General features: G+C 31.8%; 22 protein-coding genes. 13 read left to right on the plus strand and 9 right to left on the minus strand.

All coding sequences use genetic code 11. From position 1 onward, the window contains the following. Positions 1 to 51 precede the first annotated feature (51 nt). Positions 52 to 204, minus strand: coding sequence for an SsrA-binding protein (locus Q0891_RS05120; RefSeq protein ID WP_299099385.1), 153 nt, complete (start codon positions 202 to 204; stop codon positions 52 to 54). Between the two features lie 566 nt (positions 205 to 770). Between Q0891_RS05120 and Q0891_RS05125 the strand changes: the two genes are divergently transcribed. Further along, positions 771 to 2,729 (plus strand): endonuclease, encoded by a 1,959-nt coding sequence (locus Q0891_RS05125; protein ID WP_299099387.1) that lies wholly within the window; start codon positions 771 to 773, stop codon positions 2,727 to 2,729. A gap of 77 nt (positions 2,730 to 2,806) precedes the next feature. Here the strand turns inward: Q0891_RS05125 and Q0891_RS05130 are convergent, their stop codons facing one another. Then, positions 2,807 to 5,149 (minus strand): M56 family metallopeptidase, encoded by a 2,343-nt coding sequence (locus tag Q0891_RS05130; protein WP_299099389.1) that lies wholly within the window; start codon positions 5,147 to 5,149, stop codon positions 2,807 to 2,809. 1 nt (position 5,150) lies between these two features. Further along, positions 5,151 to 5,510, minus strand: coding sequence for a BlaI/MecI/CopY family transcriptional regulator (locus Q0891_RS05135; protein ID WP_299099391.1), 360 nt, complete (start codon positions 5,508 to 5,510; stop codon positions 5,151 to 5,153). Positions 5,511 to 5,676: 166 nt separating this feature from the next. On the opposite strand from Q0891_RS05135, the gene Q0891_RS05140 reads away from it, so the two are divergent. Then, on the plus strand, positions 5,677 to 6,627 hold the full coding sequence (locus tag Q0891_RS05140) for a calcium/sodium antiporter (protein ID WP_299099393.1): 951 nt from the start codon (positions 5,677 to 5,679) through the stop codon (positions 6,625 to 6,627). A gap of 58 nt (positions 6,628 to 6,685) precedes the next feature. Here the strand turns inward: Q0891_RS05140 and Q0891_RS05145 are convergent, their stop codons facing one another. Further along, positions 6,686 to 7,711 carry a glutamine synthetase beta-grasp domain-containing protein gene (locus Q0891_RS05145; protein WP_299099395.1) on the minus strand — a complete coding sequence of 342 codons (1,026 nt, stop codon included), beginning with the start codon at positions 7,709 to 7,711 and terminating at the stop codon, positions 6,686 to 6,688. 178 nt (positions 7,712 to 7,889) lie between these two features. On the opposite strand from Q0891_RS05145, the gene Q0891_RS05150 reads away from it, so the two are divergent. The 5 genes from Q0891_RS05150 (at position 7,890) to Q0891_RS05170 (ending at position 13,518) form a co-directional block, all read left to right on the plus strand. Beyond that, positions 7,890 to 10,076 (plus strand): glutamine synthetase III, encoded by a 2,187-nt coding sequence (locus tag Q0891_RS05150; protein WP_299099396.1) that lies wholly within the window; start codon positions 7,890 to 7,892, stop codon positions 10,074 to 10,076. Positions 10,077 to 10,281: 205 nt separating this feature from the next. Beyond that, a complete protein-coding gene (locus Q0891_RS05155) occupies positions 10,282 to 10,419 on the plus strand; it encodes a hypothetical protein (protein WP_299099397.1) in 138 nt (45 codons plus the stop codon). 203 nt (positions 10,420 to 10,622) lie between these two features. Further along, positions 10,623 to 11,276: an outer membrane beta-barrel protein gene (locus Q0891_RS05160; protein ID WP_299099399.1), complete on the plus strand. Its 654-nt coding sequence runs from the start codon at positions 10,623 to 10,625 to the stop codon at positions 11,274 to 11,276. Positions 11,277 to 11,314: 38 nt separating this feature from the next. After that, on the plus strand, positions 11,315 to 12,493 hold the full coding sequence (locus Q0891_RS05165) for an AIR synthase related protein (protein WP_299099401.1): 1,179 nt from the start codon (positions 11,315 to 11,317) through the stop codon (positions 12,491 to 12,493). A gap of 20 nt (positions 12,494 to 12,513) precedes the next feature. Next, positions 12,514 to 13,518, plus strand: a complete 1,005-nt coding sequence (locus Q0891_RS05170) for a DUF3078 domain-containing protein (protein ID WP_299099404.1) — start codon at positions 12,514 to 12,516, stop codon at positions 13,516 to 13,518. A gap of 10 nt (positions 13,519 to 13,528) precedes the next feature. Here the strand turns inward: Q0891_RS05170 and Q0891_RS05175 are convergent, their stop codons facing one another. Next, complete coding sequence (locus Q0891_RS05175; protein WP_299099406.1) at positions 13,529 to 14,188, minus strand: ATP-binding cassette domain-containing protein; 660 nt, start codon at positions 14,186 to 14,188, stop codon at positions 13,529 to 13,531. A gap of 61 nt (positions 14,189 to 14,249) precedes the next feature. Then, positions 14,250 to 14,537, minus strand: a complete 288-nt coding sequence (locus tag Q0891_RS05180; RefSeq protein WP_299099408.1) for a hypothetical protein — start codon at positions 14,535 to 14,537, stop codon at positions 14,250 to 14,252. Between the two features lie 242 nt (positions 14,538 to 14,779). Between Q0891_RS05180 and prfA the strand changes: the two genes are divergently transcribed. From prfA to Q0891_RS05200, 4 genes are all read left to right on the plus strand, one after another. After that, positions 14,780 to 15,856 carry a peptide chain release factor 1 gene (prfA, locus tag Q0891_RS05185; protein ID WP_299099410.1) on the plus strand — a complete coding sequence of 359 codons (1,077 nt, stop codon included), beginning with the start codon at positions 14,780 to 14,782 and terminating at the stop codon, positions 15,854 to 15,856. A 28-nt stretch (positions 15,857 to 15,884) separates the two neighbouring features. Next, the gene (gene lepB / locus Q0891_RS05190; protein ID WP_299099413.1) at positions 15,885 to 16,556 is read left to right on the plus strand and encodes a signal peptidase I; all 672 of its coding nucleotides are present in this window, start codon (positions 15,885 to 15,887) and stop codon (positions 16,554 to 16,556) included. Beyond that, the gene (gene pyrF, locus Q0891_RS05195; protein ID WP_299099415.1) at positions 16,557 to 17,378 is read left to right on the plus strand and encodes an orotidine-5'-phosphate decarboxylase; all 822 of its coding nucleotides are present in this window, start codon (positions 16,557 to 16,559) and stop codon (positions 17,376 to 17,378) included. A gap of 85 nt (positions 17,379 to 17,463) precedes the next feature. Next, positions 17,464 to 18,246: an ABC transporter substrate-binding protein gene (locus Q0891_RS05200; protein ID WP_299099417.1), complete on the plus strand. Its 783-nt coding sequence runs from the start codon at positions 17,464 to 17,466 to the stop codon at positions 18,244 to 18,246. A gap of 155 nt (positions 18,247 to 18,401) precedes the next feature. Here the strand turns inward: Q0891_RS05200 and Q0891_RS05205 are convergent, their stop codons facing one another. Further along, positions 18,402 to 19,112, minus strand: coding sequence for a DUF4197 domain-containing protein (locus tag Q0891_RS05205; RefSeq protein ID WP_299099418.1), 711 nt, complete (start codon positions 19,110 to 19,112; stop codon positions 18,402 to 18,404). 165 nt (positions 19,113 to 19,277) lie between these two features. Here Q0891_RS05205 and Q0891_RS05210 point away from each other — a divergent pair, with 165 nt between their 5' ends. Then, positions 19,278 to 20,408: a TlpA disulfide reductase family protein gene (locus Q0891_RS05210; RefSeq protein ID WP_299099420.1), complete on the plus strand. Its 1,131-nt coding sequence runs from the start codon at positions 19,278 to 19,280 to the stop codon at positions 20,406 to 20,408. A gap of 37 nt (positions 20,409 to 20,445) precedes the next feature. Here the strand turns inward: Q0891_RS05210 and Q0891_RS05215 are convergent, their stop codons facing one another. Both Q0891_RS05215 and purU read right to left on the minus strand, forming a co-directional pair. After that, on the minus strand, positions 20,446 to 21,546 hold the full coding sequence (locus tag Q0891_RS05215) for an OmpA family protein (RefSeq protein ID WP_299099422.1): 1,101 nt from the start codon (positions 21,544 to 21,546) through the stop codon (positions 20,446 to 20,448). Between the two features lie 280 nt (positions 21,547 to 21,826). Then, complete coding sequence (gene purU / locus Q0891_RS05220; RefSeq protein ID WP_299099424.1) at positions 21,827 to 22,681, minus strand: formyltetrahydrofolate deformylase; 855 nt, start codon at positions 22,679 to 22,681, stop codon at positions 21,827 to 21,829. 145 nt (positions 22,682 to 22,826) lie between these two features. Between purU and Q0891_RS05225 the strand changes: the two genes are divergently transcribed. Continuing rightward, positions 22,827 to 26,264: a methylmalonyl-CoA mutase family protein gene (locus Q0891_RS05225; protein WP_299099426.1), complete on the plus strand. Its 3,438-nt coding sequence runs from the start codon at positions 22,827 to 22,829 to the stop codon at positions 26,262 to 26,264. The last annotated feature ends 106 nt before the right edge of the window (positions 26,265 to 26,370 follow it).

Raw genomic sequence — 26,370 nt, forward strand, 5'->3', positions numbered from 1 at the left:
TTTTTAACAATAGGGAATACTGTGCTTTTATTTAAAATGCGTTGATATATCTTAGTCTAATGCGTTTTTGGTAATATAAACACGCCAGCCTATAATAGCTAGTTGTAGCTTAGAGGCTTTGCTTAAATCTAATTGTTTTTTAGAGTAAGAAGGTAATATGGCTTTATTAAGTTGAGCTAAGATTTTAAAGATTTTGTTTTTCATTATATATTGAATAGTAAATCTTTAACAAAAATAGTAAAACTTATTCTAGAACTAAGCTTCACATTTTTATGATTGGTGATTAGTTGGTTACTAATTTAAAATATTGAAATTATTATTTCAATAATTAATTTTGCTAGAGTCATCATAGTTTTTTGGTTTTAGTGGTTAATAAAATACGTTGTTTGCTTGATTGAGTTTTCAATATATAACCACAACATATTGTCTTCCAAATAATTTTAATGAAATCGACGAAATTGAATTCTAAATTATAACTATATTAATCATAGTTGTTATAATATTTTGTGACTTGTCTGTATGTAAGTATTGAAAATGAACTAAAATTCTATTTTTAGTATTAATTTGATACTTTTGTAGGGCTTTTTTCAATGGGTTTTGCGAAACCTAGAGGTATTTGGTCATAAAATGGCTCTATTTTGAGGTTTTCATCTTTTTACAAAACTATTTTTATGACAAAACTCATATTTTATTTCATTGGTTTTTAGTATTTAATTTAGTCATAACATATACCTATATTATTCGGTTATCTTTGTATAAAAAAATATAGCATGAAAAAAATTACATTGATTGTATTCTTACTAATATCCGGAATTAGTTGGTCTCAAGTTTTATTGATAAATGAATTAGATGCAGATTCACCGAGTACAGATACCGCGGAATTTATTGAATTAAAATCTGAAACGCCTAATTTCTCAACAGACGGTTATATTCTTGTTTTTTTTAATGGTTCTAGTAGTGGAGGAGATAAAAGTTATATGGTTATTGATCTTAATGGCTACTCAACTGATATTAACGGATTACTAGTGGTTGGTAGTGAAGGTGTAGCTCCATTTCCTCAATTAATTATTTCACAAAATATAATACAGAATGGTGCAGATGCTGTTGGAATATACCAAGCTACAGTAGAGGATTTTCCAGAAGGTACTTTAGCAAATCAAACGAATTTAATCGATGCTCTCGTTTATGATACAAATGATGCTGATGATACAGGCCTAATGACTTTATTAGGACAAACTGAGCAACATAACGATAACGGAACAAATGCTAATCCAAAATCAATACAAAGATATGTTGATGCTATGGACAATGTTACATTTGCTGCTGCTACACCAACTCCTCGTAGAGAAAATGATGGTTCTGGCACAGCTGTAAATCCAATAACTATTTCTGTTGCACAGGCACAGTATGGTGAAGATGACATGTTTGATATCACATTTACAATAGAAACGGCTCCAGATTCAGATTTAAACTTCAATATTAATTTAGATAATTATGGTTTTAATACATCAGACTTTACAGGTAATACAAACTTAATCATACCAAGTGGCCAGAATTCAGTAACCACATCAATTACTTTAGTAGATGATTCTTTAGATGAAGGTGACGAGGTTGTGCAAATTAAGTTTGTGGATTTGGTAGAGCCAATTATAGCTTATAATAACTATGTTGAGGTTAGGATTGTAGATAATGATTTTACAATAGCTCCATTTGGAACACCATTAAATCCTACAACAGGAATTGTAGAAAGTACGCAACCAGATGGCTACTACGATAGCACAGATGGTTTGGCTGATCTAGCTTTAAGACAAGCATTGCAAGATATCATTGCAGATCCATCAATAGTAAGAGCACAAACTTATGCAGATGTATTAGCTATATTAAATGAAGCAGATCAAAATCCAGCGAATAGTAACCAAGTTTGGCTACTTTATACTGAACAAGGAAGAGCTAAGTTAGATGTACAAACGGGATCTGATAATACAGACAAATGGAATAGAGAACATACCTTCCCAAGATCCTTAGGAGGGTTTTTTGATATAGAGGAAGATGAAGTTGCAGATGGGATCGATATATATTGGACAACCAAAGTAGATTCTTTGCGTCATGGCAATTCTGATGCGCATGCACTAAGAGCGGCAGATGCTGCAGAAAATAGTACAAGAAATAATCAGCATTATGGTGAGTATAATGGACCAACTGGTACTTTGGGTAGTTTTAAAGGCGATGTAGCACGTAGCGTGTTATATATGGAAATTAGATATATTGGTTTGTCTGTAGAAAATGGTTTTCCGAGTACAACAGGGCAACTTGGCGATTTAGCTACGCTTTTAGATTGGCATAGAAATGATCCGCCAGATGATTTTGAAATGAATAGAAATAACATCGTATATAGTTGGCAGAAGAATAGAAATCCATTTATAGATCAGCCGTTAATGGTAGAATATATTTGGGGAGATAATGTTGGAGATACTTGGATGCAATCTTTAAATGTTGAAACCAATGAGACTTTAGAGGTTTCAATTTATCCAAATCCTTCAACAGGAAGAATCTATCTTTCAGGATTAACCAATAAGGCAGATGTTGAAGTCTTTTCGGTAGAAGGTAAACTCTTAAAACAATTTACAGCAGTAGAAGACTATATTGACTTAGATCTATCTAGTGGTTTATATATGATGAAACTACTAAATAATAACCGTTCGGTAATTAAAAAAATAATACTTAAATAAAGGGGTATAATCCTTATGAAAGTTAAAAAGCCAAGCTAAATTATTCTAGCTTGGCTTTTTTAGAAAAACTATCTGGATTATTCTATGGATCTTGCTATCAATGTCTCTTCAGATATGCCAAATTCTATATTAGGAATTCCGCTATTAGATTTCCAGTTACCACTAGATTTTGAACCATTATTGTTTGAAATACTGATTTTTAAACTAGTAATTTCGTTTAATTTATTGCGTCTTATTTTTGAATACTTTACAATGATGCCTTTCTTTGAGAGTTCCATTTTATAACTTTCTAAACTATCATCGGTTGAATTTTTTGAAATATAAAACAAAGTACCATTATTTGCATCGTTTTCATTATCAGTATAGGTAATATGTTTTCTTTCACTATCTGAAGACCAGGAATTGTTATCCTTTAAACTAATAACGATAACGCCATTTTTGCCTTTTTCTCCGTAAGTTTTTATAGCTTTTTCATCCTTTAAAACAATGATGCCCTCAATGTCGTCAGGGTTTAGTTTTTTTAGTGAATCTGAGTGTACTTCTTTGCCGTCAACAATAATAAGCGGTTTAGGATTTTGGCTATTAGAGAGCCTAATATTGTCAATTTTATTTTGTTCCGTTTGTAAATTCTTATTTTCTTCTTTTGTTATTTGTGTTGTATTAGAGTTTACGTCTTCATAATAAATTTGAGATGGCTTCTCTAAACTACGATTTACTCGCAATGTATCTATGGTAATAGTTATAGTGTCTTTAGACTTTGCTTTGCCCATTGAAGTTTGTAGTCTATTGCCAGTTGTGTTTTCGTCATGATTTTGAAATGTGCTTACCTTAAAATTACCATCGTCATTCATTTCAAAATAGAAAGGATCAATACCATTTTGGTCCTTTTCCTTGTAGATTGTTGATCCGTATTCTGTAATAAATTCAATAGCGATATTTGCGATCTCGTTATCGTTATTTCGTTTTATTTTATTGATAAACATTGTAACGTTATGCAATTTTAAAAACTTAGCCATTTTATCTAAACTTTCACTATTCATGTCTTTAGTGAATTTCACTTTTATAGATTCTGAAATAACTTGAGATCCTGACTTCTCTTTTTTTGTATTATTCTGAATCTTATTTTTAGTGTTATGTAAATTAGAATTTTTCAATTCATTTTCATTGTAAATTCCAGCTTTTAGAATTGCTTGATGTGCTCGTTTGGTTAGTTGATCTAAAATTGTGTTATCATATATTTTATGATCTTCATCAAAGTGAATAGTGGCACCATTTATTCTTCCAACATAACCGCCACCATAACCAGAGAATTCTTTATAGATAATGAAAGCATCTATTGTATTTTTAGAATTACCTCCACCATATTTATGATTGTTTAGTTCTAAAAAGATATCGATTAATTCATTATTAGTGTTACGTTTTATTTGACTAAAAACTAAAGTGCCACCTTTTTGTTCTATAGAATTAGACATGCTTTTTAATTCTTTATCTGTTGTGGTTTTTGTGACTACAAACTCTATAGTGGAGTCTTTTACACTAACAGAAGTTACGTTGTCTACATAGATATTTTTAGTATTCATACTTAATAACATTGCCCCTAAAAGTGGTATCATTAATAAATACTTTAATTGATTCTTCTTTTTTGATCTTGATTTGTTTAACATAAGAATTCGTTTTTTGATTGATGAGTTAAAAAAGTTGTTTGTAATTGACATGTTGTGATTTGCAACACTTGTTTTTAATAATAAATGTTGGTATTCTTTTTTGTCAGTAGAGTTTTTAAGAGTAGTTAAATCTGCAATGTACTCTAAGTTTTGTTGAATCTCTTTTCGGTAAAGCCAAATTAAAGGGTTAAACCAGAAAACAACGCAAGCGAGTTGTGTGAATAATATATCGATGGAATGGAGCTGCTTTGCGTGTGTTTTTTCATGAGTTAGTATTATCTCTAACTCATCAGCGCTATAGTTTTTTGGATTATAAACGATCCATTTAAAAAATGAAAATGGAGTAACCTTACTATTTATAATAACATACGTAAATTGTTGATCTTTCTGTTTAGGGTTTTTTAATAACAATACAATTAAAGATCCAAACTGAAATAAAAATTGGCTAAAAAAAATAGACAATCCAATATAATATAGAATTGAAAATAGGTTTAGCCAATTAAAAGATTGTTCCGTTGTTGTGTAGGTTTCATTAGTATTGACTAATGAATTTGGTGTAAATGTTGTTTCTGTAATTGGTATAGATTCAATTACTATATAATTTGGTATCACAATTAATGGGAAAATCAGTGCTATTATTAATCCTAATAAAAGAAAAGATCTATTATGTTGGAAAAATGTTTCTTTCTTTAAAAGAAAGAAAAAACAAAAGTAAAATATGGCGATTACGGCAGAAGCTTTTAATAAATATTCCATATTATTTTTTGTTTTCAATTAAACTAATAATTTCTTTAAGCTCATCAACACTTATTTTTTCTTCTTTGGCGAAAAAAGAAACTACATTTTTGTAGGAATTATTGAAGTAGTTTTCAATAGCCGTATTCATAAATTTTGTTTTGTAGTCTTCTTTGGAGACAATTGGAAAATATTGATGGGTTTTACCATAGGCATTATAGCTTACGTAACCTTTCTCCTCTAAATTTCTAATTATTGTGGAGAGTGTATTATAGTGAGGTTTGTCATCGTTAATTTCTGATAAAACATCTTTTACGAATGCTTTTTCAAGCCTCCATAAAATGTGCATTATTTCTTCCTCTTTGTTTGTAAGCTTCTGCATGATTAATTTATATAGATTAACTTTAAATCAAATATATAACTATTTTTATAGTTATAAAACTACTTTAATAGTTATTTAACGAAAAATCTAGTTTTGGATATCTGTAAAAAGTAAATAGTATCTTCGCAGCTTTAATAAATTAAGGTATTAAAAAGTAGAATAGAGAATGAGTGTATTTTATGTTATTGCTGGTTTAGCACTATTGGTTGTTGGTGGAGATTTTTTAGTTAGAGCGTCCGTAGGATTGAGTTTTAAACTTAAATTATCCAAATTGGTAATAGGTATGACTGTGGTTTCTTTTGCAACTTCAGCACCAGAATTATTAGTGAGTTTACAAGCGGCTTTAGATGGCGTTTCAGATATTTCGCTAGGCAACGTCATAGGATCTAACATTGCAAATATTGGTTTAGTTTTAGGAATCACAGCCATCATTGCGCCTTTGGCAGTAGACAGAGAGTTTTATAAATTAAATTGGCCAATGATGATGTTGTCTTCTTTTGCATTATACTATTTTTTATGGAATGATAATATTTTAACTGCTACAGAAGGTGCAATTATTTTTATTGCATTAATCGTATTTCTAGTAGTATTAATTAGAAGCTCAAGAAAAAAGACAAAAGCCAATATGGAGGACGTAGATGATGCGCTTTCAACGGTTTCTAACTTTAAAATTACAATGTGGCTGCTAATAGGAGCGGCTGGCTTGTATTTTGGTTCAGAATGGCTAGTAAGAGGAGCAAAACAGTTAGCAGAAGATGTAGGTGTTAGTGATTACGCTATTTCTGTAACAGTAATTGCAATTGGTACTAGCGTACCAGAATTAGCGGCTTCTGTTATTGCTGCATTAAAGAAAGAGAAAGCGCTGTCATTAGGAAACTTAATTGGGTCTAATATCTTTAATATTGCATCGGTTTTAGGGCTTACTGCTATTATTAAGCCAATTGTTGTAAATCCCGCAACACCTCAGATTTTATCAACTAATATATGGTGGATGATCGCTTTTGCTGCCATTTTAATTCCATTGATAATGATTCCTAAGCGTTTTGAAATAGGAAGACTAAAAGGAATGCTGTTATTTGGGGCTTATTTAATCTTCATATATATATCTTTAAAATAAGGGAAATAAAAAAGGCTTGTAGAAACTACAAGCCTAAGTATATAATTATTAGTGCTAATTAAGAAATATTAGCGCTTTTTACAGTCTTAATAATTCTTCCTGCAATTTTGTATGGATCACCATTAGAAGCTGGTCTTCTATCTTCTAACCAACCTTTCCAGCCTTTTTCAACTGCAATAATTGGAATACGGATTGAAGCACCTCTATCAGAAACTCCCCAAGAAAAGTCATTAATTGAAGCTGTTTCATGATCACCTGTTAAACGTTGGTCGTTAAACTCACCGTAAACAGCAATGTGTTCTTTTACTACTGGACGGAACGCTTCACATATTTTTCCATAAGTTTCTTCAGAACCACAAGTTCTTAAAACTTCGTTAGAGAAATTAGCATGCATACCAGAACCATTCCAATCCATATCTTTACCTAACGGTTTTGGATGATAATCAATATAATAACCATACTGCTCAGTTAAACGGTCAAGTAAATATCTTGCGATCCAGATTTCGTCTCCAGCTTTCTTTGCACCTTTAGCAAATAATTGGAATTCCCATTGTCCTGATGCTACTTCTTGGTTAATACCTTCAAAGTTTAAACCAGCATCGATACATAAATCTGCATGTTTTTCAACTAATAATCTTCCGTGTGTGTTTTTTCCGCCAACAGAACAGTAATACATTCCTTGAGGTGCAGGATATCCACCAATTGGGAACCCTAAAGGTAATTGAGTTTTAGTATCCATAATAAAATACTCTTGCTCAAACCCAAACCAAAAATCATTATCATCATCATCAATAGTAGCTCTACCATTAGAAACATGTGGTGTGCCATCTGCATTTAAAACCTCAGTCATTACTAAATAACCGTTAATCCTTGCAGGATCTGGGTAAATTGCAACTGGTTTTAGTAAACAGTCAGAAGAACCTCCTGAAGCTTGTTTAGTTGATGATCCATCAAAAGACCACATCCCTAATTCTTCAACAGTTCCTTTAAAGTCTTCATGTTCTTCTACTTTGGTTTTACTTCTCATATTTTGAGTTGGGAAGTAACCATCAAGCCAAATGTATTCTAATTTAATTTTTGCCATAATGAAATTTTGTTTATATAATATATAGTTACAAATATTGTTATTTTTTTTCTGTACTCAAAAAATTCAGGGGCTTTTCAATGAAATGTTATCAATTATTGTTAACAAGCCATATTTTTATATGGGTCGCTGAAATAAATTTAATTATTTAGTATTTTTGCCCCCTAATTTTATCAATATGTCAACGCTAAGATTTCATGCTGTAAAAGCATCATTAAAACGTAAACCTTTAAAGATTAAAGAAACTAAAAGACAGTCCGAAATCTTCGGATCTAATGTGTTTAATGAGGTTGCTATGCGCCAATATTTAACCAGTGAAGGCCTAAATAGTGTAACCGAAGCCGTAGAAAAAGGATCTAAAATTGATCGTAAAATCGCAGATCATATTGCCACAGGAATGAAGGAATGGGCAATTTCTAAAGGTGTGACGCATTACACACATTGGTTTCAACCACTAACTGGTGCAACAGCAGAAAAACATGATGCTTTTTTTGAAACTATAGGTAATGGTTTAGCTATAGAAAAATTCGATGGTGGTCAATTAGTGCAACAAGAACCTGATGCATCTAGTTTTCCTAATGGTGGCATAAGAAATACTTTTGAAGCGAGAGGATATACAGCTTGGGATCCTACATCACCTGCATTTATATACGATGGTACATTATGTATCCCAACAGTATTTGTTTCTTATACTGGCGAAGCTTTAGATTATAAAACACCGCTTTTAAGAGCGCTGCATGCTGTAGATAAAGCATCAGTTGCCATCTGTAAATATTTTGATAAAAATGTAAAAAAGGTAACCGCTTCTTTGGGTTGGGAGCAAGAGTATTTTTTAATAGATAGAGCACTGGCAACATCAAGACCAGATATTTTACTCACTGGAAGAACGCTTTTTGGACATTCACCAGCAAAAGGGCAACAGTTAGATGACCATTATTTTGGATCTATACCAACTAGAGCAATGTCTTATATGAGGGATTTAGAGCATCAATGTATGTTATTAGGTATTCCTGTAAAAACGAGACATAATGAGGTTGCACCAAACCAATTTGAATTAGCACCTATTTACGAGGAAGCTAATTTGGCTGTAGATCATAATTCCTTATTAATGGATATTATGCAAAAGATAGCAAAGCGTCACGATTTTACAGTATTAATGCACGAAAAACCGTTTGTAGGTGTCAATGGATCTGGTAAACATAATAACTGGAGTTTAAGTACAAATACAGGTGTTAATTTATTGTCGCCAGGGAAAACTCCTATGAGTAATCTACAGTTTTTAACATTTTTTATCAACACAATTATAGCTGTACAAACGCACGAAGAATTATTGAGAGCAGCCATTGCATCTGCAAGTAATGATCATCGTTTAGGTGCTAATGAGGCTCCACCTGCAATCATATCCGTTTTTATTGGTGACCAATTAACTAAGGTGTTAAATGAGTTAGAATCCGTAACAAAAGGTAAACTATCACCTAAAGAGAAAACAGATTTAAAATTGAATGTTGTTGGTAAAATTCCTGAAATTTTAAGAGATAATACAGATAGAAATAGAACGTCTCCTTTTGCATTTACTGGAAACAAATTTGAATTTAGGGCCGTAGGGTCAACAGCAAATTGTGCTAATCCTATGACAGTTTTAAATTCAATTGTAGCAAAGCAACTTATAGATTTTAAAGTCGAAGTTGATAAGCTTATAGATGATAAAGACATGAAGAAGGATGATGCTATATTCAACGTCCTTAGAGAGTATATTAAAACCTCAAAAGCTATATTGTTTGAAGGGAATGGATATAGTGAAGCATGGGAAAAAGAAGCAAAGAAGCGTGGTCTAAGTAATAATAAGACAACACCTGAAGCATTAAAAATTAAAAAAGCAAAATCTACAATTGAGTTGTTTGAGAATTTAGGTGTATTAAATAAAGTAGAATCAGAAGCACGCTATGAAATAGAAATCGAAGAGTATATTCTTCATGTTCAAATAGAAAGTAGAGTTAGTGGAGATTTAGCAAGAAATCATGTTGTGCCAACTGCAGTAAAGTACCAAAATATTTTAATTAAAAATGTTATGGGCCTAAAAAGTATTTATGGCGATCATTATAAAGATTATGCAAAAGAGCAGTTGTTATTAATTGAGCAAATTTCAAAACATATAGAGGCTATTAATTCATTAGTAACAAAAATGATTGATGGGCGTAAAATTATTAACAAGTTAGAAGATTTAGATAAAAAAGCAGATGGTTATTGTCATAAAATAAAACCACTGTATGAAGATATCAGATATCATTGTGATAAATTAGAAATTATGATAGATGATGAATTGTGGCCTTTAACGAAATATCGAGAATTATTGTTTACCAAATAAGTACTTAAAACCTTGTTTTTCATTGTTTTGTTATGCTAGCATAAGTATATCTACGTATATGAATTATTTATTATGTGTCGTTTGTCGATGACATTAAACTAGTTATCGAAAAGGTGGCTTAAAGTTGTTAAATTATTCAGTGGAGTCATTTTATAAGCCTGATTATGTCGTATTTTTGTCTCGCTATTAATCAATAATTTATAAAATGAAAAAGTTACTACTTAGTGTAGCGATACTTATTGGAGCAACATTAGTTCTTTCACAAGATAAATCTGAGGATTTAAATCAAGTGACAACTGAAGATGTTGTTAACATTCAATCTTCGCTTCAAGCGGAATCTTAATTTTAAGATAAACCTAAGGTATTTATTACCACTAACATAGAGGATAAAATCGAATATCGGTTTTATCCTTTCTTTGTTTTACAGAATAATTAAGTTGGTGCTTTTATGTGCTGAATTATTTTCTATATTGCGAGCCGCCTCACTATCTATAATGACATAAGCTTATTTCTAATATAAGGTTTATGACTTTAAAATTCAATGCTTTGATAAATTGCATTGCAATACCACTAGTTTGTTTAAATTCTGTCAGTGCTCAGGAGTCTACACTAAAAGCAGATAGAATAAACAAGCACAGATATGCTTTTTACAACAGTAGAGGAACAAACTCAATAGATTTAGCCATTGGTTCTTCAATCTTAGATATAGATTATCCTGACTTTGATTATGAATCGTATTTTAGAGTGGGTTATAAAAAGCATATAACTAGTCATTTAAGTTTGGGTTTAACTTTTAATAAGTATAACGTTGCTATAAATGATACTTATAACGAAGGATTTATGTCTTTTGATCTCAATGCGGAATTTCTATTAAGTCCTTTTACAAAATTCTCTCCTTTTCTTTATGTTGGTGGTGGCTATAATGCTGCAAATTATTTTGAAACTGCTACAAATAAAGCTCAGGCTGGTTTTGGGCTAGAGTATATTATAACCACAAAATTGGGCCTTAAGCTTTTTGGAGAATACAATTATACATTCACAGATGAACTCGATGGATTAATAAGTGGAGATACTGATGATTCGTTTATAAGAGTGGGATTAGGGCTTCATGTTTATTTTGGTGGTAAAAAGAAAAAGGAAATGTATCAAAGAAAATTAAAAACAGTAATTAATTCCAACCTAATCGTTCCATATAATTAAACGCAATTCTTACTTTTGTACCACCAACACAAATGTCCATGAGTAATTCGGTTAGTAAAAGATATGCGCAAAGAGGTGTTTCAGCTTCAAAAGAAGATGTTCACAATGCAATTAAAAATATTGATAAAGGTTTATTTCCTAAAGCCTTTTGTAAAATAGTACCAGATTATTTAACAAACGATAATGATTATTGTTTAATAATGCATGCAGATGGTGCTGGTACAAAATCATCCTTAGCCTACATGTATTGGAAAGAAACTGGAGATATTTCTGTATGGAAAGGTATTGCTCAGGATGCATTGATAATGAATATTGATGATCTACTATGTGTTGGGGCAACGGATAATATTATGTTGTCTTCTACCATAGGAAGAAACAAAAATTTAATTCCAGGAGACGTTATTTCTGCAATTATTAATGGAACAGAAGAATTAATTGAAGATCTAAAGTCCTTCGGAGTCACAATTCATTCTACAGGTGGAGAAACTGCGGATGTTGGTGATTTAGTTAGAACCATAATTGTAGATTCTACTGTAACTGCTCGTATAAAACGAAGCGATGTTATAGATAACGCTAATATTACGGAAGGAGATGTTATCGTTGGTTTAGAATCATTCGGTCAATCCTCTTATGAAAAGGAATATAATGGTGGCATGGGTAGTAATGGTTTAACATCTGCTAGACACGATGTGTTTTCTAAATATTTAGCTAATAAATATCCTGAAAGTTTTGATGCTGCTGTACCAGAAGATTTAGTGTATTCTGGCCAAACAAAACTAACTGATAGTGTAGAGAATACACCAATAGATGCAGGTAAGTTAGTACTATCACCAACCAGAACTTACGCGCCAATTATAAAAGCAATTTTAGATAAATATAATAGTAACGACATTCACGGAATGGTGCATTGTAGTGGAGGAGCACAAACCAAAATTCTTCATTTTGTTGATGATCTACATATTGTAAAAGATAATATGTTTACTGTTCCACCGTTATTTAAACTGATTCAAGAACAATCTAAAACAGATTGGAAAGAAATGTATCAAGTATTTAATTGTGGTCATCGCATGGAATTGTATGTAAAACCAGAAGTAGCAGATGCTATTATAGAGATTTCTAAGACATTCAATGTTGATGCCAAAATTATTGGTAGAGTAGAAGCTTTAGAGAAAAAGAAGTTAACGATTACCAGTGAATACGGTACGTTTACATATTAAGTTTAATTTTTTTTTCAGACATGAAAAACTATTCGTGGTTTATATTTAGTGCTTTTATTTTATGTACAAGCGTGTTGTGTGCACAACCAAATTCTTTGTTCTTTCAAAAGAAAAAAAATGATCAGATAATATTAGGTTGGCGAACACAAAAAGAAGTTGGTTTTAACTTAAATCAAGTTTCTTTTACTAATTGGAATTCTGGTGGTACCAATTCAATATCCGGAATTTTAACAGGGAAAGCTTCAGCAAAATACAAACAAGAAAAATGGTTTTGGAACTCTAACTTTAATATTAATTACGGATTAAATAAGCAAGAAGGACGAGAATTACGCAAAACTGACGATGCCATAGAAGTCATTTCTAATATAGGTTTAGAGAAAGATCCAAAAAGTAATTGGTTCTATTCTTCAAAGTTTAGTATAAATACGCAGTTAGCCAATGGTTTTAATTATCCTGATAGAGATAATCCAATATCTAAGTTTTTAGCGCCAGGTTACATGTTTTTTGGAGTAGGTATGGAATACGGAAGATTTATAGAACGTATGTCTTTTTATGGGTCGCCTTTTACTTTAAAAACCACTTTTGTCTTAGATGATGATTTGGCTAATAAAGGTGCTTTTGGTGTTGATCCTGCAATTTATGACCTAGAGGGAAACATTGTTAAGGATGGTGAAAAGATTAAGCAAGAATTAGGAATTTTATTAACTAATCAATATCAGCAAGAAGTTTTTGAAAACATTAAAGTGACTAGTCTTTTAAGACTGTACACGGATTACATTAATAGTTTTGGTAATATAGATTTAGAATGGGAACTTAATTTAGACATGAAGGTTAATAAATTTGTAAAAGCGTCGTTAGGCTCACATTTGAGATATGATAATGATATTAAAGTTGAAGTTGAAACCAATGAAATGACAAATGAAGAAAATGTCATTGTTGGGCCAAAATTACAATGGAAACAAATTTTGGGTGTTGGTGTAGTTGTCGATTTAGATAACTTTTTGAAGTCTAATTCAAACTCGTAATTTTTGGTTGTTAAAGGCTACCTTCACTTAAATATTTATAGTCTTCTAGTTCCGTTAACGCATTAATTTTTTTAGTCGCTCCATTCTTTAGAAGATAAATGGTATCCGAAGTATCTATAATGTGCTGATACATGTGATCCGTTATAATAATTATTTTGTTTTTCTTTTCTTCAGTAATTAACTTTTTCACAGTTTCAATATATAAAGGTGCTATATGGGAGAAAGGTTCATCTAAAAAAACAATGTCGCACTTAGCCTTAAGAATAATGTAGGTTTCAATTATTCGTCTTTCGCCTCCAGACAGATTTTTAAATTTTGAATTTTCATAGCTAGCAAGCGATTCAAAGTTTTCTGAAAACAACTGCCATTCCATTTTATATAATTTAAAAATGAATGATAACTTAAAACTACTTGGAATAAAGTTGTATTGAGGTAAATATTTAGCGATTCCTGTAGCGTATAATGGTTTTAGTATAGGTTTGTTGTCAATTCTAATAAGTTTATATTTTGGTTTCAGGTTACCAAAAGCAATGTTGAGCAAACTACTTTTTCCACAGCCATTGCTTCCTAAAATAGCTGTTACTTTTCCTGTTTCAGCCTTTAGGTAAATACCGTTTAAAATGCGTTTGTTCTTAAAGTAAAGTTCTACATTGTCTAATTCAAAAATCATTTAATTCATATAAATTCGCTCCTTTAGTGCGATTAATATTGGGTTCTAGAAATATAAGTGTTTAAGTAAACTCTCTAAAAATGGTTAAGTAAATAACCGTTAGTAAACAATCTACTAAAAACATAATTGAAAAAAGCTTAAATGGCGAAATTCCTATGTTTTTATAAAACGTCAATTTGCGTTTATTAGGAGTTTCGCTCACATAATACCACGCAAAAACCGTAAGAAACAATTTGGTTGCTATTGCTGGTGCTATCTGTGCATTAAAAAATGAGACAACCACAGTAATCACAAAAGACCAAACCACAAACGGTTTATAAAAAGATAGTATAGCTAGGAACCGATACATATTACATATTTAACGCTTCTTTTATCCGTTTTATTTCTCGAGCGACTGAGAGATGTTTTTTTAACACCTCTAGTTTAAAAGATTTTGGTTATTCAGTGAAAACTGAAGCTTTCATTTTTAGCCATATATCACAACTAAAACTCTGTTCTTTATTATAAAAGTAAAATGTGCTTAACTAGTTTTAGTTAGTCACCTTTTATCTTAAAAAAATTGTATTTTTGAATTCCAATTTTTGAAGAGCCATGTTAGAGAAATTACAAATAATAAAACAACGTTTTGATGAGGTAAATGACCTTATTATTCAACCAGATATTATATCAGATCAGCAACGCTATACAAAGCTGATGAAAGAATATAAGGATCTTAAATTAATTGTAGATAAAGGCGAAATTTATAAAGAGGCTACAGACAATGTTACTGAGGCCGAAGAAATTATTGCAGATGGTTCTGATGCCGAAATGGTAGATATGGCTAAAATGCAATTAGAGGAGGCTAAAGAAACTATAGATAAGCTAGAAGAAGAAATTCGTTTTATGCTTATTCCTAAGGATCCAGATGATGCTAAAAATGTTGTAGTTGAAGTACGTGCAGGAACAGGTGGAGATGAAGCCAGTATTTTTGCAGGTGATTTATATAGAATGTATTCTAAATACTGTAGCGATAAGGGCTGGAGAGTGGATGTAGTAAGTCAGAGTGACGGAACATCTGGTGGATTTAAAGAAATAATTTTTGAAGTTTCTGGTGAAGACGTATACGGAACATTAAAATTTGAAGCTGGTGTTCACCGTGTACAGCGTGTACCACAAACCGAAACCCAAGGTCGTGTTCATACAAGTGCTGCAACCGTTATGGTACTGCCAGAAGCTGAGGAGTTTGATTATGAATTAGACATGACAGAAGTACGTATTGAGCGTACAACGTCTACAGGTCCTGGTGGTCAATCCGTAAATACAACCTATTCTGCAATAAAGCTGCATCACGAGCCAACCGGAATGATTGTTAGTTGTCAAGATCAAAAATCTTCACATAAAAACTTAGAAAAAGCATTAAAGGTATTACGTTCGCGTTTATATGATTTAGAATTAGCCAAGCAACAAGCAGCAGATTCTGAAAAACGAAAAAGTATGGTAAGCTCTGGTGATAGATCTGCAAAGATTAGAACGTACAATTATCCACAAGGACGAGTAACAGATCATAGAATTGGTTTAACGCTTTACGATTTATCTAATATTATCAATGGTGATATTCAGAAAATTATAGACGAATTAATGTTAGCTGAAAACACAGAGTTGTTGAAAGCTAGTGATGATGTAATATAAACACAAGCCTCTTTTTGAGGCTTTTTTTATGGACAAGAAAAAAATCATATTTCTCATTGCAGCATTTATAGTCTTCGTGATGTTGTTTAGATGGTCTGGAGTCATTAGGACGTATAGTATAAGTTCAACTTCAAGCGAACCAAATTTAAAAGTTGGAACTACAATCTTAGGTTCTAGTTTAGTAAAGCCAAAACGATTAGACTTTGCATATTTTAAATATTCAGATAGTTTAGACGGTTGGACAATAGTGAAAAGATTAATTGCGATACCAGCGGATACATTAGAATGTAAGAATGGGAATTATTTTGTTAATGGAAAAAATATTGATGAAGACCTAGATTTAAGATTCTTGTATAAGATGTTACCTCAAGATTATGATACATATATAAAAAATAATGTTATAAATCCTGAACTAAATTCGCACTATAGAGCAGATACAATTAAAGTTTTTTTAGATGATTCGTTTGTAAAAACACTTCCTGTAAAATTAGAAAGACACTATTACATGGGTATTGAAAGTTTATCTAAAGCCATTTTTCTTAATCATTCTAATTGGAATTTTAATAATTTTGGACCCATTGTAATACCAGAGGGGAAGTACTTTTTTTCAGGAGATAATAGAGATAATTCTTATGATTCAAGGTATAGAGGATTTGTAAATGAAGCACATATATTAGGTACAGTTTTAATTAATTTTTAAATGACAACAACTCAACTCACAACCCAAATTAACAAAAAGAAATCCTTTCTCTGCATAGGTTTAGATATTGATTTAGATAAAATTCCGAAGCACTTATTAAAAGAGGATGATCCCATTTTTGCTTTTAATAAAGCAATTATAGATGCAACGCATCATTTGTGTGTTGCATATAAACCAAATACCGCATTTTACGAAGCATACGGAATTAAAGGTTGGCAAGCTTTAGAAAAAACAATCAACTATCTAAACGAAAATCATCCCGAAATTTACACCATTGCAGATGCTAAACGAGGCGATATTGGTAATACAAGCACCATGTATGCGAAAGCATTTTTTGAAGATTTAGGGTTTGATAGTGTAACGGTTGCACCTTATATGGGAAAAGATTCGGTAGAACCTTTCTTAGCTTTTGAAGATAAGCATACCATACTTTTAGCCTTAACATCTAATCAAGGAGCATTTGATTTTCAAACAAAGACTGTGGATGGTGTTGAATTGTATAAGCAGGTTTTAGAGACTTCCAAATCTTGGAAAAACTCTGAAAATTTAATGTACGTTGTTGGTGCAACTAAAGCTGAATTTTTAGGAGATATAAGAAATATTATTCCAGATAATTTTTTACTTGTTCCTGGTGTTGGTGCACAAGGTGGAAACCTGCAAGAGGTTTGCAAGTATGGAATGAATAATTCAGTTGGTTTGTTAATTAATTCTTCAAGAGGAATTATTTATGCTTCAAACAAAATGGATTTTGCGGAAGCTGCCGCTAAAAAAGCGGAAGATTTACAATTGCAAATGGCTATTGAGTTAAATACAAATAGTTAAAGTCCAATTATTATATTAGGTTTTAGTTTCGTTGTTTTAAATCGCCAGGATTGTTAGTCTCTGTTACTAATTTTGATATACTTTTATGAATTACACAGACCAACTAAAAAGAGATATTAAACTTAATGGGACGCCAAAACGAATCATTTCGTTAGTGCCTTCTCAAACGGAATTGCTTGTAGATTTGGGTTTAGAAGCTTCAATCGTTGGTGTTACTAAATTTTGTATTCATCCTAAACATCTTAGAATTTCTAAAGCCGTAGTTGGTGGCACCAAACAAATTAATCTTAAAAAAATAAAAGATTTAAACCCAGATCTTATTCTCTGTAATAAAGAAGAAAACACAAAGGAAATAATTGAAGAATTGGAAGGGGTTGCGCCAATTCATATCAGTGATATTTTTAATCTAGAAGATTGTTTTGAGTTAATTAGAATGTATGGCGAAATCTGTGGTGTAGAAACTAAGGCGTCAGAATTAACTACTACTATTCAAGCGGAACGAGTGGAATTTCAGCTTCATCAAAAAAATAACGAAGAAATAAAAGTGGCTTACTTTATCTGGAAAAAGCCTTGGATGGTTGCGGCTTCAGATAATTTTATAAATATAATGCTGAGTGAAGCGGGTTTTACAAATGCCTTTAAAAATCAAAAACGCTATCCTGAAATTGAGTTAGATAATTCTAACTTAGCCGAAGCCGATATTATATTTTTATCCAGTGAACCTTTTCCTTTTAAGGAAGAACATGTTTTAGAGTTTATTCAGAAATTCCCAACTAAAAAAGTCAAAATTGTAGATGGCGAAATGTTTTCTTGGTATGGAAGTCGCTTGTTAAAGGCCTATGAGTATTTCAAAACACTAAATGTGTAGGTGCAAAAAAGTCGATACTTCTCTAAATACCGACTTTAAACTAACAATCTTAATCTAACTAAAGACCAACTACTAACTCAATCTTTTGCACAGCAAAAATATTTGATTTATATGAGATGTATGTTAACCTAATATTAGCTAACGATTAAATGTAATTAATCTTGTAATGCAAATACTTTTTGTAATAAATCTGTAGTACGAGAAGAAGCCTTGGTTCTAATTTCTTTCTCTTCAACAGCAATCATAGTATATACACCTTTAAGTGCTTCGTTAGTTACGTAATCTGTAAGATCAGGATTTACGTTGTTTGTTAATGGGATATTGTTGTATTTTGTAATAAGATTTGTCCAAATTTGATCTGCACCTACTTTACTAAATGAATTCTCAATAACTGGCTTAAATTTGTCGTAAAGCGCAGTTTCTGTTTTAGTTGTTAAGTAAGATGTAGCTGCATTGTCTTCACCTAACAAGATGTTTTTTGCATCATCGAAAGTCATTTCGCTAACTGCCGTTACAAAAATAGGAGTTGCTTCTTTTACTGCATCCTCTGCAGCTCTGTTAAGAACTTTTAAACCTTCGTCAGCAAGACTGCTTAATCCAATTTTACGTAAAGCAGAATCTACTTTTTGTAAATCATCAGGTAATACTATTTTTACTAATTCGTTTTTAAAGAATCCATCTTCTTGCGTTAATTTGGTAACTTGTTTGTCTATTCCTAGATCTAATGCTTCTTTTAATCCAGATGCAATATCAGTACTACTAAGTACGCCTCCAGATTGTGGTATTTGGTTTACAACTTCTTGTAATTCGTCACAAGAGTTAAAAAATAATGTAAAACAAAGGAATGCTGCTAATAATCGTTTCATGATAATGTTTTTTTATTTTTTGCAAATATATACTAAAGTAGAGCCTTTTAGGTTTAATTATTAACCAATAATTGTTAATAGTAATATTTTTAAAAGCCTATTTAATTTTTCAAATTATTACTTTAGCATCATATTTGATTACAGTTAACAAAACTATCATATTTAATGGAATTAATTAGAAACAGAATCCTTATTGTATTGTTAATTTTTATCGGTTTTGGCAATGATGTTCAAAGCCAGATTAAAGTTTCAGAATTTTTACAGGAATCTAAGATTGCATCTGCAGAAAATAATAAGTTATATTTTGTCGATTTTTGGGCGACTTGGTGTGGACCTTGTATAACAGCAAAGGAGCATTTAGGCGTATTACAAAAGCAGTTTCCAGACGATTTATATATTGTTTCATTAACTTCAGAGAACCCTTTAGTTGTAGAACGTTTTTTAAAAAAGAAGCCTGCTGACTTGGCAATAGCTATTGATTATAATAAAGAAACGTTCAAAAATTATGAAGTTGCTGTATTGCCAGATGGCGTACTTTTTAATAGCCAAGGAAAAGTATTATGGCGAGGTGGCGCACCAGATTTGAAGAAGGAAGTTGTTTCTCGTTTTTTAAGACAGCAGTCTTCTAAATCATCATTAAACTCTTTTTTTAGTGTAGAAGTTATTGAAGAGGATATTGTTTCAGAATATGTGCCAAGTGAAGCGTTAGAGATAAAAGCACTAGATCATAAGGTAGATGAATTAGCAGTAGTAGATGCTAAAGATTATTTAAAATTAACAGGATCATTAAAGCAAATCGTGGGTTATCTCGCAAAAATTTATAAAAATCAGATTATCTTAGATGAGAGTCTTAATACTAATTACGAGGTTTATTTTAAAAAACCTTTGAATACAAATGAAAATTTGGCTGTTAAACTTGTTAATGAAATGAATCTCGGTGTTGTTAGAAAATACAATGAAGGTGAAGGGATTAGTTTTGTAGCAGATGCCTCAAAGTTTTGGGATACCAAACAAATAGATTGGGGAAGTAATAATGCCAAATATTTGGTTGGTGATGCTCAAATAAAAGCAGATAATGTATCCTTAAGAGATGTGGCTTATCAATTGGCTTACGTTTTAGATATGCCAATAATTGTACCAGAAGATAATTTGGTAAGCCTTTCTCTACATGATTGGGACTTTCATTATAAGTTCTTTCAGTTGATGCAGTCTGATTTAGAAGATAACTTCGGTATCACTGCAGAAAAGAAAATAGTATCATATCCTGTTTATCATATACAAAAAAAAGCTCCTTAAATAAGGAGCTTTTTTATGCGGTTGTAATACGTAATTCTTAGTTACTGATAACTCTAAATTCTGTACGTCTGTTGTTTTGGTGTTGAGACTCAGAACAGTCAACGCCATTAGAACATCTGTTTCTTAATTTAGTTTCTCCAAATCCTCTTGCAGTTAATCTGCTTCTAGAGATACCTTTAGATACTAAATAGTTTACTACAGAATTAGCTCTTTGTTGAGATAAAGATTGGTTAAAATCATCGTTACCTCTAGAATCTGTATGAGACATAATTTCAATACTTACGTTAGAATCAGTTAAGATTGGTAATAAAGTACTATCAATTGTCTTTTTAGAAGCTCCTGTTAATCTTGCACTACCTAATTCGTAATAAACTGGTAATACATTAGGATCTAATAATTCACATTCAACTTCTTCCCAAGTAGTAATTCCACCTTTTTTGTCTAATACTGTTCTCGTTACAGTTTGGTACTGTGCAGCAATTGTATTCGTAGTAGTAGAAGCTGGCGTGTCAATAACTCTTTTCTTAATAGTAGTGTACTCAGCAGGAATATCAATTTCATCCATTCTTGCAGGTGTTTTGATAACACGTTTTTTGTAAGATGTCGTTTGTTCAGCTACAGGTACAGAGTTTGTACTAGCGTCTGAAGATAATGTTGTAAATCCAACATCTCTAGATTGTGCAGGATACTCAACGAAACAAGCAGCAACACAATCATCTTTATTTACAGAAGGACAATCTTCTAATATTTTGTATTCCCATCCTGAAGTTTGAGGGTAAACTTCAAATGTTCTAGAATCGTTACCAAAAGAAGCTGGTACAACTTTTAAGTCTGTACGGCTTTCTTGTTTAACGTAAGGTACTTCTACTGTTTCGTAAGTCGCAGGTACGTAAACAAACTTTTTAGAAGCTTCTTTTACTAATACGCTTTCTTCTACAGTTTTGTATGTTGCAGGTACAACTTTCAAAGTTGTGTAAGCAGGATACGTTTGTATTGTTTCTTCTACTTCTTTAAAAGAATCTTTAGTGATACATTTTACGTAACATTTTCCTGGTTCTGGATTGGTTGGTAAACCTTGTGCTTGTGAGAAGCCAATTCCGGCTATAAAACACACCAATAATAATAGCTTTTGTTTCATGGATAAAATAATTAAATTAGTTAATAGATAACATTTTGTTCAACAAGAAAAATATTTCCTTGCATATTATTAGATACAATAATATAAGAATGGTCACATTAACTTTTAGTTAGGATACCTGCTAATGAATAAAGTATTGCTTTTTGGAAGATTTGATTGTGAATAATCAATAAAGGGTGTGGCAATATATGAAATAATTCAAATTTTTAACATAAAAAATACGAATTATTTATATTATTAAGATTTGTTGCTGAAACTAATTCAGTTTTTAGGAAAATATTTAAGAGAAAATAACCGTCTTATTATTAAAAACCATCACTTTTCTATTCGCATGAAGTTTAATAGCATTAGACAATACTATTTTTTCTAAGTCGCGTCCTTTGGCAATTAAATCTTTAATAGAATGTGTGTGAGAAACATGTGCAACATCTTGTTCAATTATAGGTCCTGCGTCTAGCTCTTCTGTAATATAATGACTCGTTGCTCCAATAATTTTTACACCACGCTTGTAAGCAGAATGATATGGTTTTGCGCCAACAAAAGCAGGTAAGAAAGAATGATGAATATTAATGATTTTATTAGGATATTTATCAATTAAAGTTTCAGAGACAATTTGCATATAACGCGCTAAAACTATGAAGTCAATATTATTGGCTTCTAAAAGTTTTAATTGCTGTTGTTCGGCTTCTTGTTTTGTGCTTTTTGTAACAGGAACATGATAAAATGGAATATTAAAACTATCTGCAATAGGTTTTAAATCCATATGATTACTTAATATAAAAGGAATTTCAAGGAATAATTCTCCAGAGTTATAACGGCCAAGAATATCATATAAACAATGGTCGTATTTTGATACAAATAAAGCCATTTTTGGTTTCTTCTCCGCAGCATAAATACGCCATTTTAGCTTAAATTTATCAACTAAAGTGCTTCTAAATAATTCTTTAAAAGCTTCAATAGAAAATGAATCAGATAAAAACTCACATTCTAATCGCATAAAAAAGATGTTTTGCTCTCTATCTACATGCTGATCTATGTAAACAATATTACCATCGTTTGAAGCCATAAAATTGGTCACCGAAGCGATAATATTAGACTGATCTTCGCAATTAATAAGTAAGGTTATTTTCTGCATAAAATTAAACTTGAATGAGCTGATAAAAGTAATTAAAAATGTAAGCGATACAGACTTTCTTTAAGTTTTAGATATTTGTTGATTATTGCTGTAATTTTTTGAATAATCCGTAAATTGCAAGCCTAAAACAGATTATTTTTTAAGAATGATACAAGCTATACCATATAAGCCAAAATATAAAGTAAGAATAGTTACTGCTGCTTCTTTATTTGATGGACACGATGCATCTATAAATATAATGCGTCGTATTATTCAATCTACAGGTGTTGAAGTCATCCATTTAGGGCATGATAGAAGTGTAGATGAGGTTGTAAATACAGCTATTCAAGAAGATGCTAATGCTATTTGTTTAACCTCTTATCAAGGTGGTCATAACGAGTATTTTAAATATATGTACGATCTTTTAAAGGAAAGAGGTGCAGAACATATTAAAATTTTTGGAGGTGGAGGAGGTGTGATTCTACCTTCTGAAATTAAAGAATTGATGGATTACGGAATCGCTAGAATTTACTCTCCAGATGATGGTCGTGCGATGGGTTTACAGGGCATGATTAACGATTTGGTAGAACAATCCGACTTTGCGATTGGAGATACTTTAAATGACGAATTAGAAATACTTCCAACTAAAAACCCAAAAGCAATTGCTAGAGTGATTTCTTCTGCCGAAAACTTTCCAGAAGTTGCAAAAGACACTTTAGATAAAATTCATATTAAAAATAAAGATTCTAGAACTCCAGTTTTAGGAATTACAGGAACTGGAGGCGCAGGAAAATCTAGTTTAGTAGATGAATTAGTTCGTCGTTTTTTAATAGATTTTCCAGAAAAAACAATTGGTTTAGTATCTGTAGATCCTTCTAAACGTAAAACTGGAGGTGCACTTTTAGGTGATCGTATTCGTATGAATGCTATTAATTCTCCAAGAGTTTATATGCGTAGTTTGGCAACACGTCAATCTAACTTAGCATTATCTAAATATGTTAATGAAGCGGTTGAGGTTTTAAAAGCTGCAGAATATGATTTAATTATCCTAGAAACGTCAGGAATTGGACAGTCTGATACTGAAATTATTGAGCATTCTGATGTTTCACTTTATGTTATGACACCAGAATTTGGTGCTGCAACACAATTAGAAAAAATCGATATGCTAGATTTTGCAGATCTAGTTGCCATTAATAAATTTGATAAACGTGGTTCTTTAGATGCCTTACGCGATGTAAAAAAACAATACATGCGTAATAACAATCTTTGGGATACACCTCAAGAAGAATTGCCTGTTTACGGTACAATTGCATCACAATTTAACGATCCAGGAATGAATACGCTTTACAAAGCCATCATGGATAAGTTGGTTGAAAAAGCAGATTCTGACTTAAAATCTACTTTCCATATTTCGGATGAAATGAGTGAAAAGATTTTTGTAATTCCTCCAAGTAGAACACGTTATTTATCTGAAATTGCTGAAAATAACCGTGCTTATGATAAAACAGCTAACACACAAGTTGAAGTTGCACAGAAATTGTACGGAATTTACAAAACTATTTGTTCCGTAATGGATGTCACATCGAGTACAGTCGAGATATCTCTTATTGGCAAGCAAGGACTAGATCAAGACGAGATCCTGAAACAAGTTCAGGATGACAATAGGACCTTTATAAAACTCCTTATAGCTGAATTCGACCGTGTAAAATTAAACTTAGATCCTTACAACTGGGAAGTTATTACTGGTTGGGACGAAAAAGTAAATAAATATAAAAATCCAATCTATAGCTTTAAAGTAAGAGATAAAGAGATTAAAATTGAAACACATTCTGAGTCGCTTTCTCACTTACAAATTCCAAGAGTAGCTTTACCAAAATACCAAGCTTGGGGCGATTTATTGCGTTGGACATTACAAGAAAACGTACCAGGAGAATTCCCATATACTTCAGGATTATATCCTTTTAAACGAACAGGAGAAGATCCAGCACGTATGTTTGCAGGAGAAGGTGGGCCAGAACGTACCAACAGACGTTTTCACTATGTGAGTGCAGGTTTACCAGCAAAACGTTTATCCACCGCTTTTGATAGTGTAACACTTTATGGTAACGATCCAGATTTACGTCCAGATATCTACGGAAAAATAGGTAATGCAGGAGTTAGTATTTGCTGTTTAGACGATGCTAAAAAACTATATTCTGGTTTCGATTTAGCAAACGTTATGACATCGGTAAGTATGACCATTAATGGACCAGCACCAATGTTGTTAGGTTTCTTTATGAATGCTGCCATAGATCAACAATGTGAATTTTACATTAAAGAGAATGGTCTTGAAGACGACGTCGAAGCAAAAATTGCAAAACTTTATAAGGATAAAGAACGTCCTACTTATAATGGTGATTTACCAGAAGGAAACAATGGTTTAGGTCTAATGTTATTGGGTGTTACAGGAGATCAAGTATTACCAGCAGATGTGTATGCAGAGATTAAAAAGAATACCATTGCGCAAGTAAGAGGAACGGTTCAAGCAGATATTTTAAAAGAAGATCAAGCACAAAATACTTGTATTTTCTCTACCGAATTCGCACTTCGATTAATGGGAGATGTACAAGAATATTTTATCGAGAATAATGTACGTAATTTTTATTCGGTGTCTATCTCTGGATATCATATTGCAGAAGCAGGCGCTAACCCAATTACACAGTTAGCATTGACGTTATCTAATGGTTTCACTTACGTGGAATATTATTTAAGTCGTGGTATGGACATCAATAAATTTGGACCAAACTTATCGTTCTTTTTCTCAAACGGAATCGATCCAGAATACGCAGTAATTGGTCGTGTAGCACGTAAAATTTGGGCCAAAGCCATGAAGAATAAGTATGGTGCAAATGCAAGAGCGCAAATGTTGAAATATCATATTCAGACGTCTGGACGTAGTTTACACGCTCAAGAAATTGACTTTAACGATATACGTACAACGCTTCAAGCTTTATACGCTATTTACGATAATTGTAACTCATTACACACTAATGCGTACGATGAAGCTATTACAACGCCAACAGAAGAATCGGTAAGACGTGCTATGGCAATTCAATTAATTATCAATAAAGAGTTAGGATTAAATAAAAACGAAAATCCAATTCAAGGTTCTTTTATTATTGAAGAATTAACCGATTTAGTTGAAGAAGCCGTATTACAAGAATTTGACAGAATTACAGAACGTGGTGGTGTTTTAGGAGCTATGGAAACGATGTACCAACGTAGTAAAATACAAGAAGAGAGTTTGTATTATGAAACCTTAAAGCACAACGGGAAGTTCCCAATTGTAGGTGTAAATACATTTTTAAGTTCTAAAGGTTCTCCCACAGTAATTCCTGCGGAAGTCATTAGAGCAACAGAAGAAGAAAAGCAATTTCAGATTAAAACTTTAGAGAATTTACATAAAGCAAATGATACTAAAGCGATGCTTAAAGACTTACAAAACAAAGCCGTTAATAACGAAAATATTTTTGAAGCCTTAATGGATGTTTGTAAAGTATGTAGTTTAGGAGAAATAACCTCAGCGTTGTTTGAAGTAGGTGGTCAGTATCGTCGTAATATGTAAGTAGAGAACTCAGTTTTCTTTTTTCTAAAAATGATGCGAATCACTTATACTGAGCGCAATCGAAGTATCTTTTGAAGAACTTTAAATATAATTATAACCAAAAGCG

The organism is uncultured Winogradskyella sp., from assembly GCF_947498005.1.
Taxonomy (GTDB): domain Bacteria; phylum Bacteroidota; class Bacteroidia; order Flavobacteriales; family Flavobacteriaceae; genus Winogradskyella.

Bases quoted from the DNA above. Each gene is read 5' to 3' on its own strand.
- Q0891_RS05120 (WP_299099385.1), bottom strand. From the start codon at position 204: ATGAAAAACAAAATCTTTAAAATCTTAGCTCAACTTAATAAAGCCATA.
- Q0891_RS05125 (WP_299099387.1), top strand. From the start codon at position 771: ATGAAAAAAATTACATTGATTGTATTCTTACTAATATCCGGAATTAGT.
- Q0891_RS05130 (WP_299099389.1), bottom strand. From the start codon at position 5,149: ATGGAATATTTATTAAAAGCTTCTGCCGTAATCGCCATATTTTACTTT.
- Q0891_RS05135 (WP_299099391.1), bottom strand. From the start codon at position 5,510: ATGCAGAAGCTTACAAACAAAGAGGAAGAAATAATGCACATTTTATGG.
- Q0891_RS05140 (WP_299099393.1), top strand. From the start codon at position 5,677: ATGAGTGTATTTTATGTTATTGCTGGTTTAGCACTATTGGTTGTTGGT.
- Q0891_RS05145 (WP_299099395.1), bottom strand. From the start codon at position 7,711: ATGGCAAAAATTAAATTAGAATACATTTGGCTTGATGGTTACTTCCCA.
- Q0891_RS05150 (WP_299099396.1), top strand. From the start codon at position 7,890: ATGTCAACGCTAAGATTTCATGCTGTAAAAGCATCATTAAAACGTAAA.
- Q0891_RS05155 (WP_299099397.1), top strand. From the start codon at position 10,282: ATGAAAAAGTTACTACTTAGTGTAGCGATACTTATTGGAGCAACATTA.
- Q0891_RS05165 (WP_299099401.1), top strand. From the start codon at position 11,315: ATGAGTAATTCGGTTAGTAAAAGATATGCGCAAAGAGGTGTTTCAGCT.
- Q0891_RS05170 (WP_299099404.1), top strand. From the start codon at position 12,514: ATGAAAAACTATTCGTGGTTTATATTTAGTGCTTTTATTTTATGTACA.
- Q0891_RS05175 (WP_299099406.1), bottom strand. From the start codon at position 14,188: ATGATTTTTGAATTAGACAATGTAGAACTTTACTTTAAGAACAAACGC.
- Q0891_RS05180 (WP_299099408.1), bottom strand. From the start codon at position 14,537: ATGTATCGGTTCCTAGCTATACTATCTTTTTATAAACCGTTTGTGGTT.
- prfA (WP_299099410.1), top strand. From the start codon at position 14,780: ATGTTAGAGAAATTACAAATAATAAAACAACGTTTTGATGAGGTAAAT.
- lepB (WP_299099413.1), top strand. From the start codon at position 15,885: ATGGACAAGAAAAAAATCATATTTCTCATTGCAGCATTTATAGTCTTC.
- pyrF (WP_299099415.1), top strand. From the start codon at position 16,557: ATGACAACAACTCAACTCACAACCCAAATTAACAAAAAGAAATCCTTT.
- Q0891_RS05200 (WP_299099417.1), top strand. From the start codon at position 17,464: ATGAATTACACAGACCAACTAAAAAGAGATATTAAACTTAATGGGACG.
- Q0891_RS05205 (WP_299099418.1), bottom strand. From the start codon at position 19,112: ATGAAACGATTATTAGCAGCATTCCTTTGTTTTACATTATTTTTTAAC.
- Q0891_RS05210 (WP_299099420.1), top strand. From the start codon at position 19,278: ATGGAATTAATTAGAAACAGAATCCTTATTGTATTGTTAATTTTTATC.
- Q0891_RS05215 (WP_299099422.1), bottom strand. From the start codon at position 21,546: ATGAAACAAAAGCTATTATTATTGGTGTGTTTTATAGCCGGAATTGGC.
- purU (WP_299099424.1), bottom strand. From the start codon at position 22,681: ATGCAGAAAATAACCTTACTTATTAATTGCGAAGATCAGTCTAATATT.
- Q0891_RS05225 (WP_299099426.1), top strand. From the start codon at position 22,827: ATGATACAAGCTATACCATATAAGCCAAAATATAAAGTAAGAATAGTT.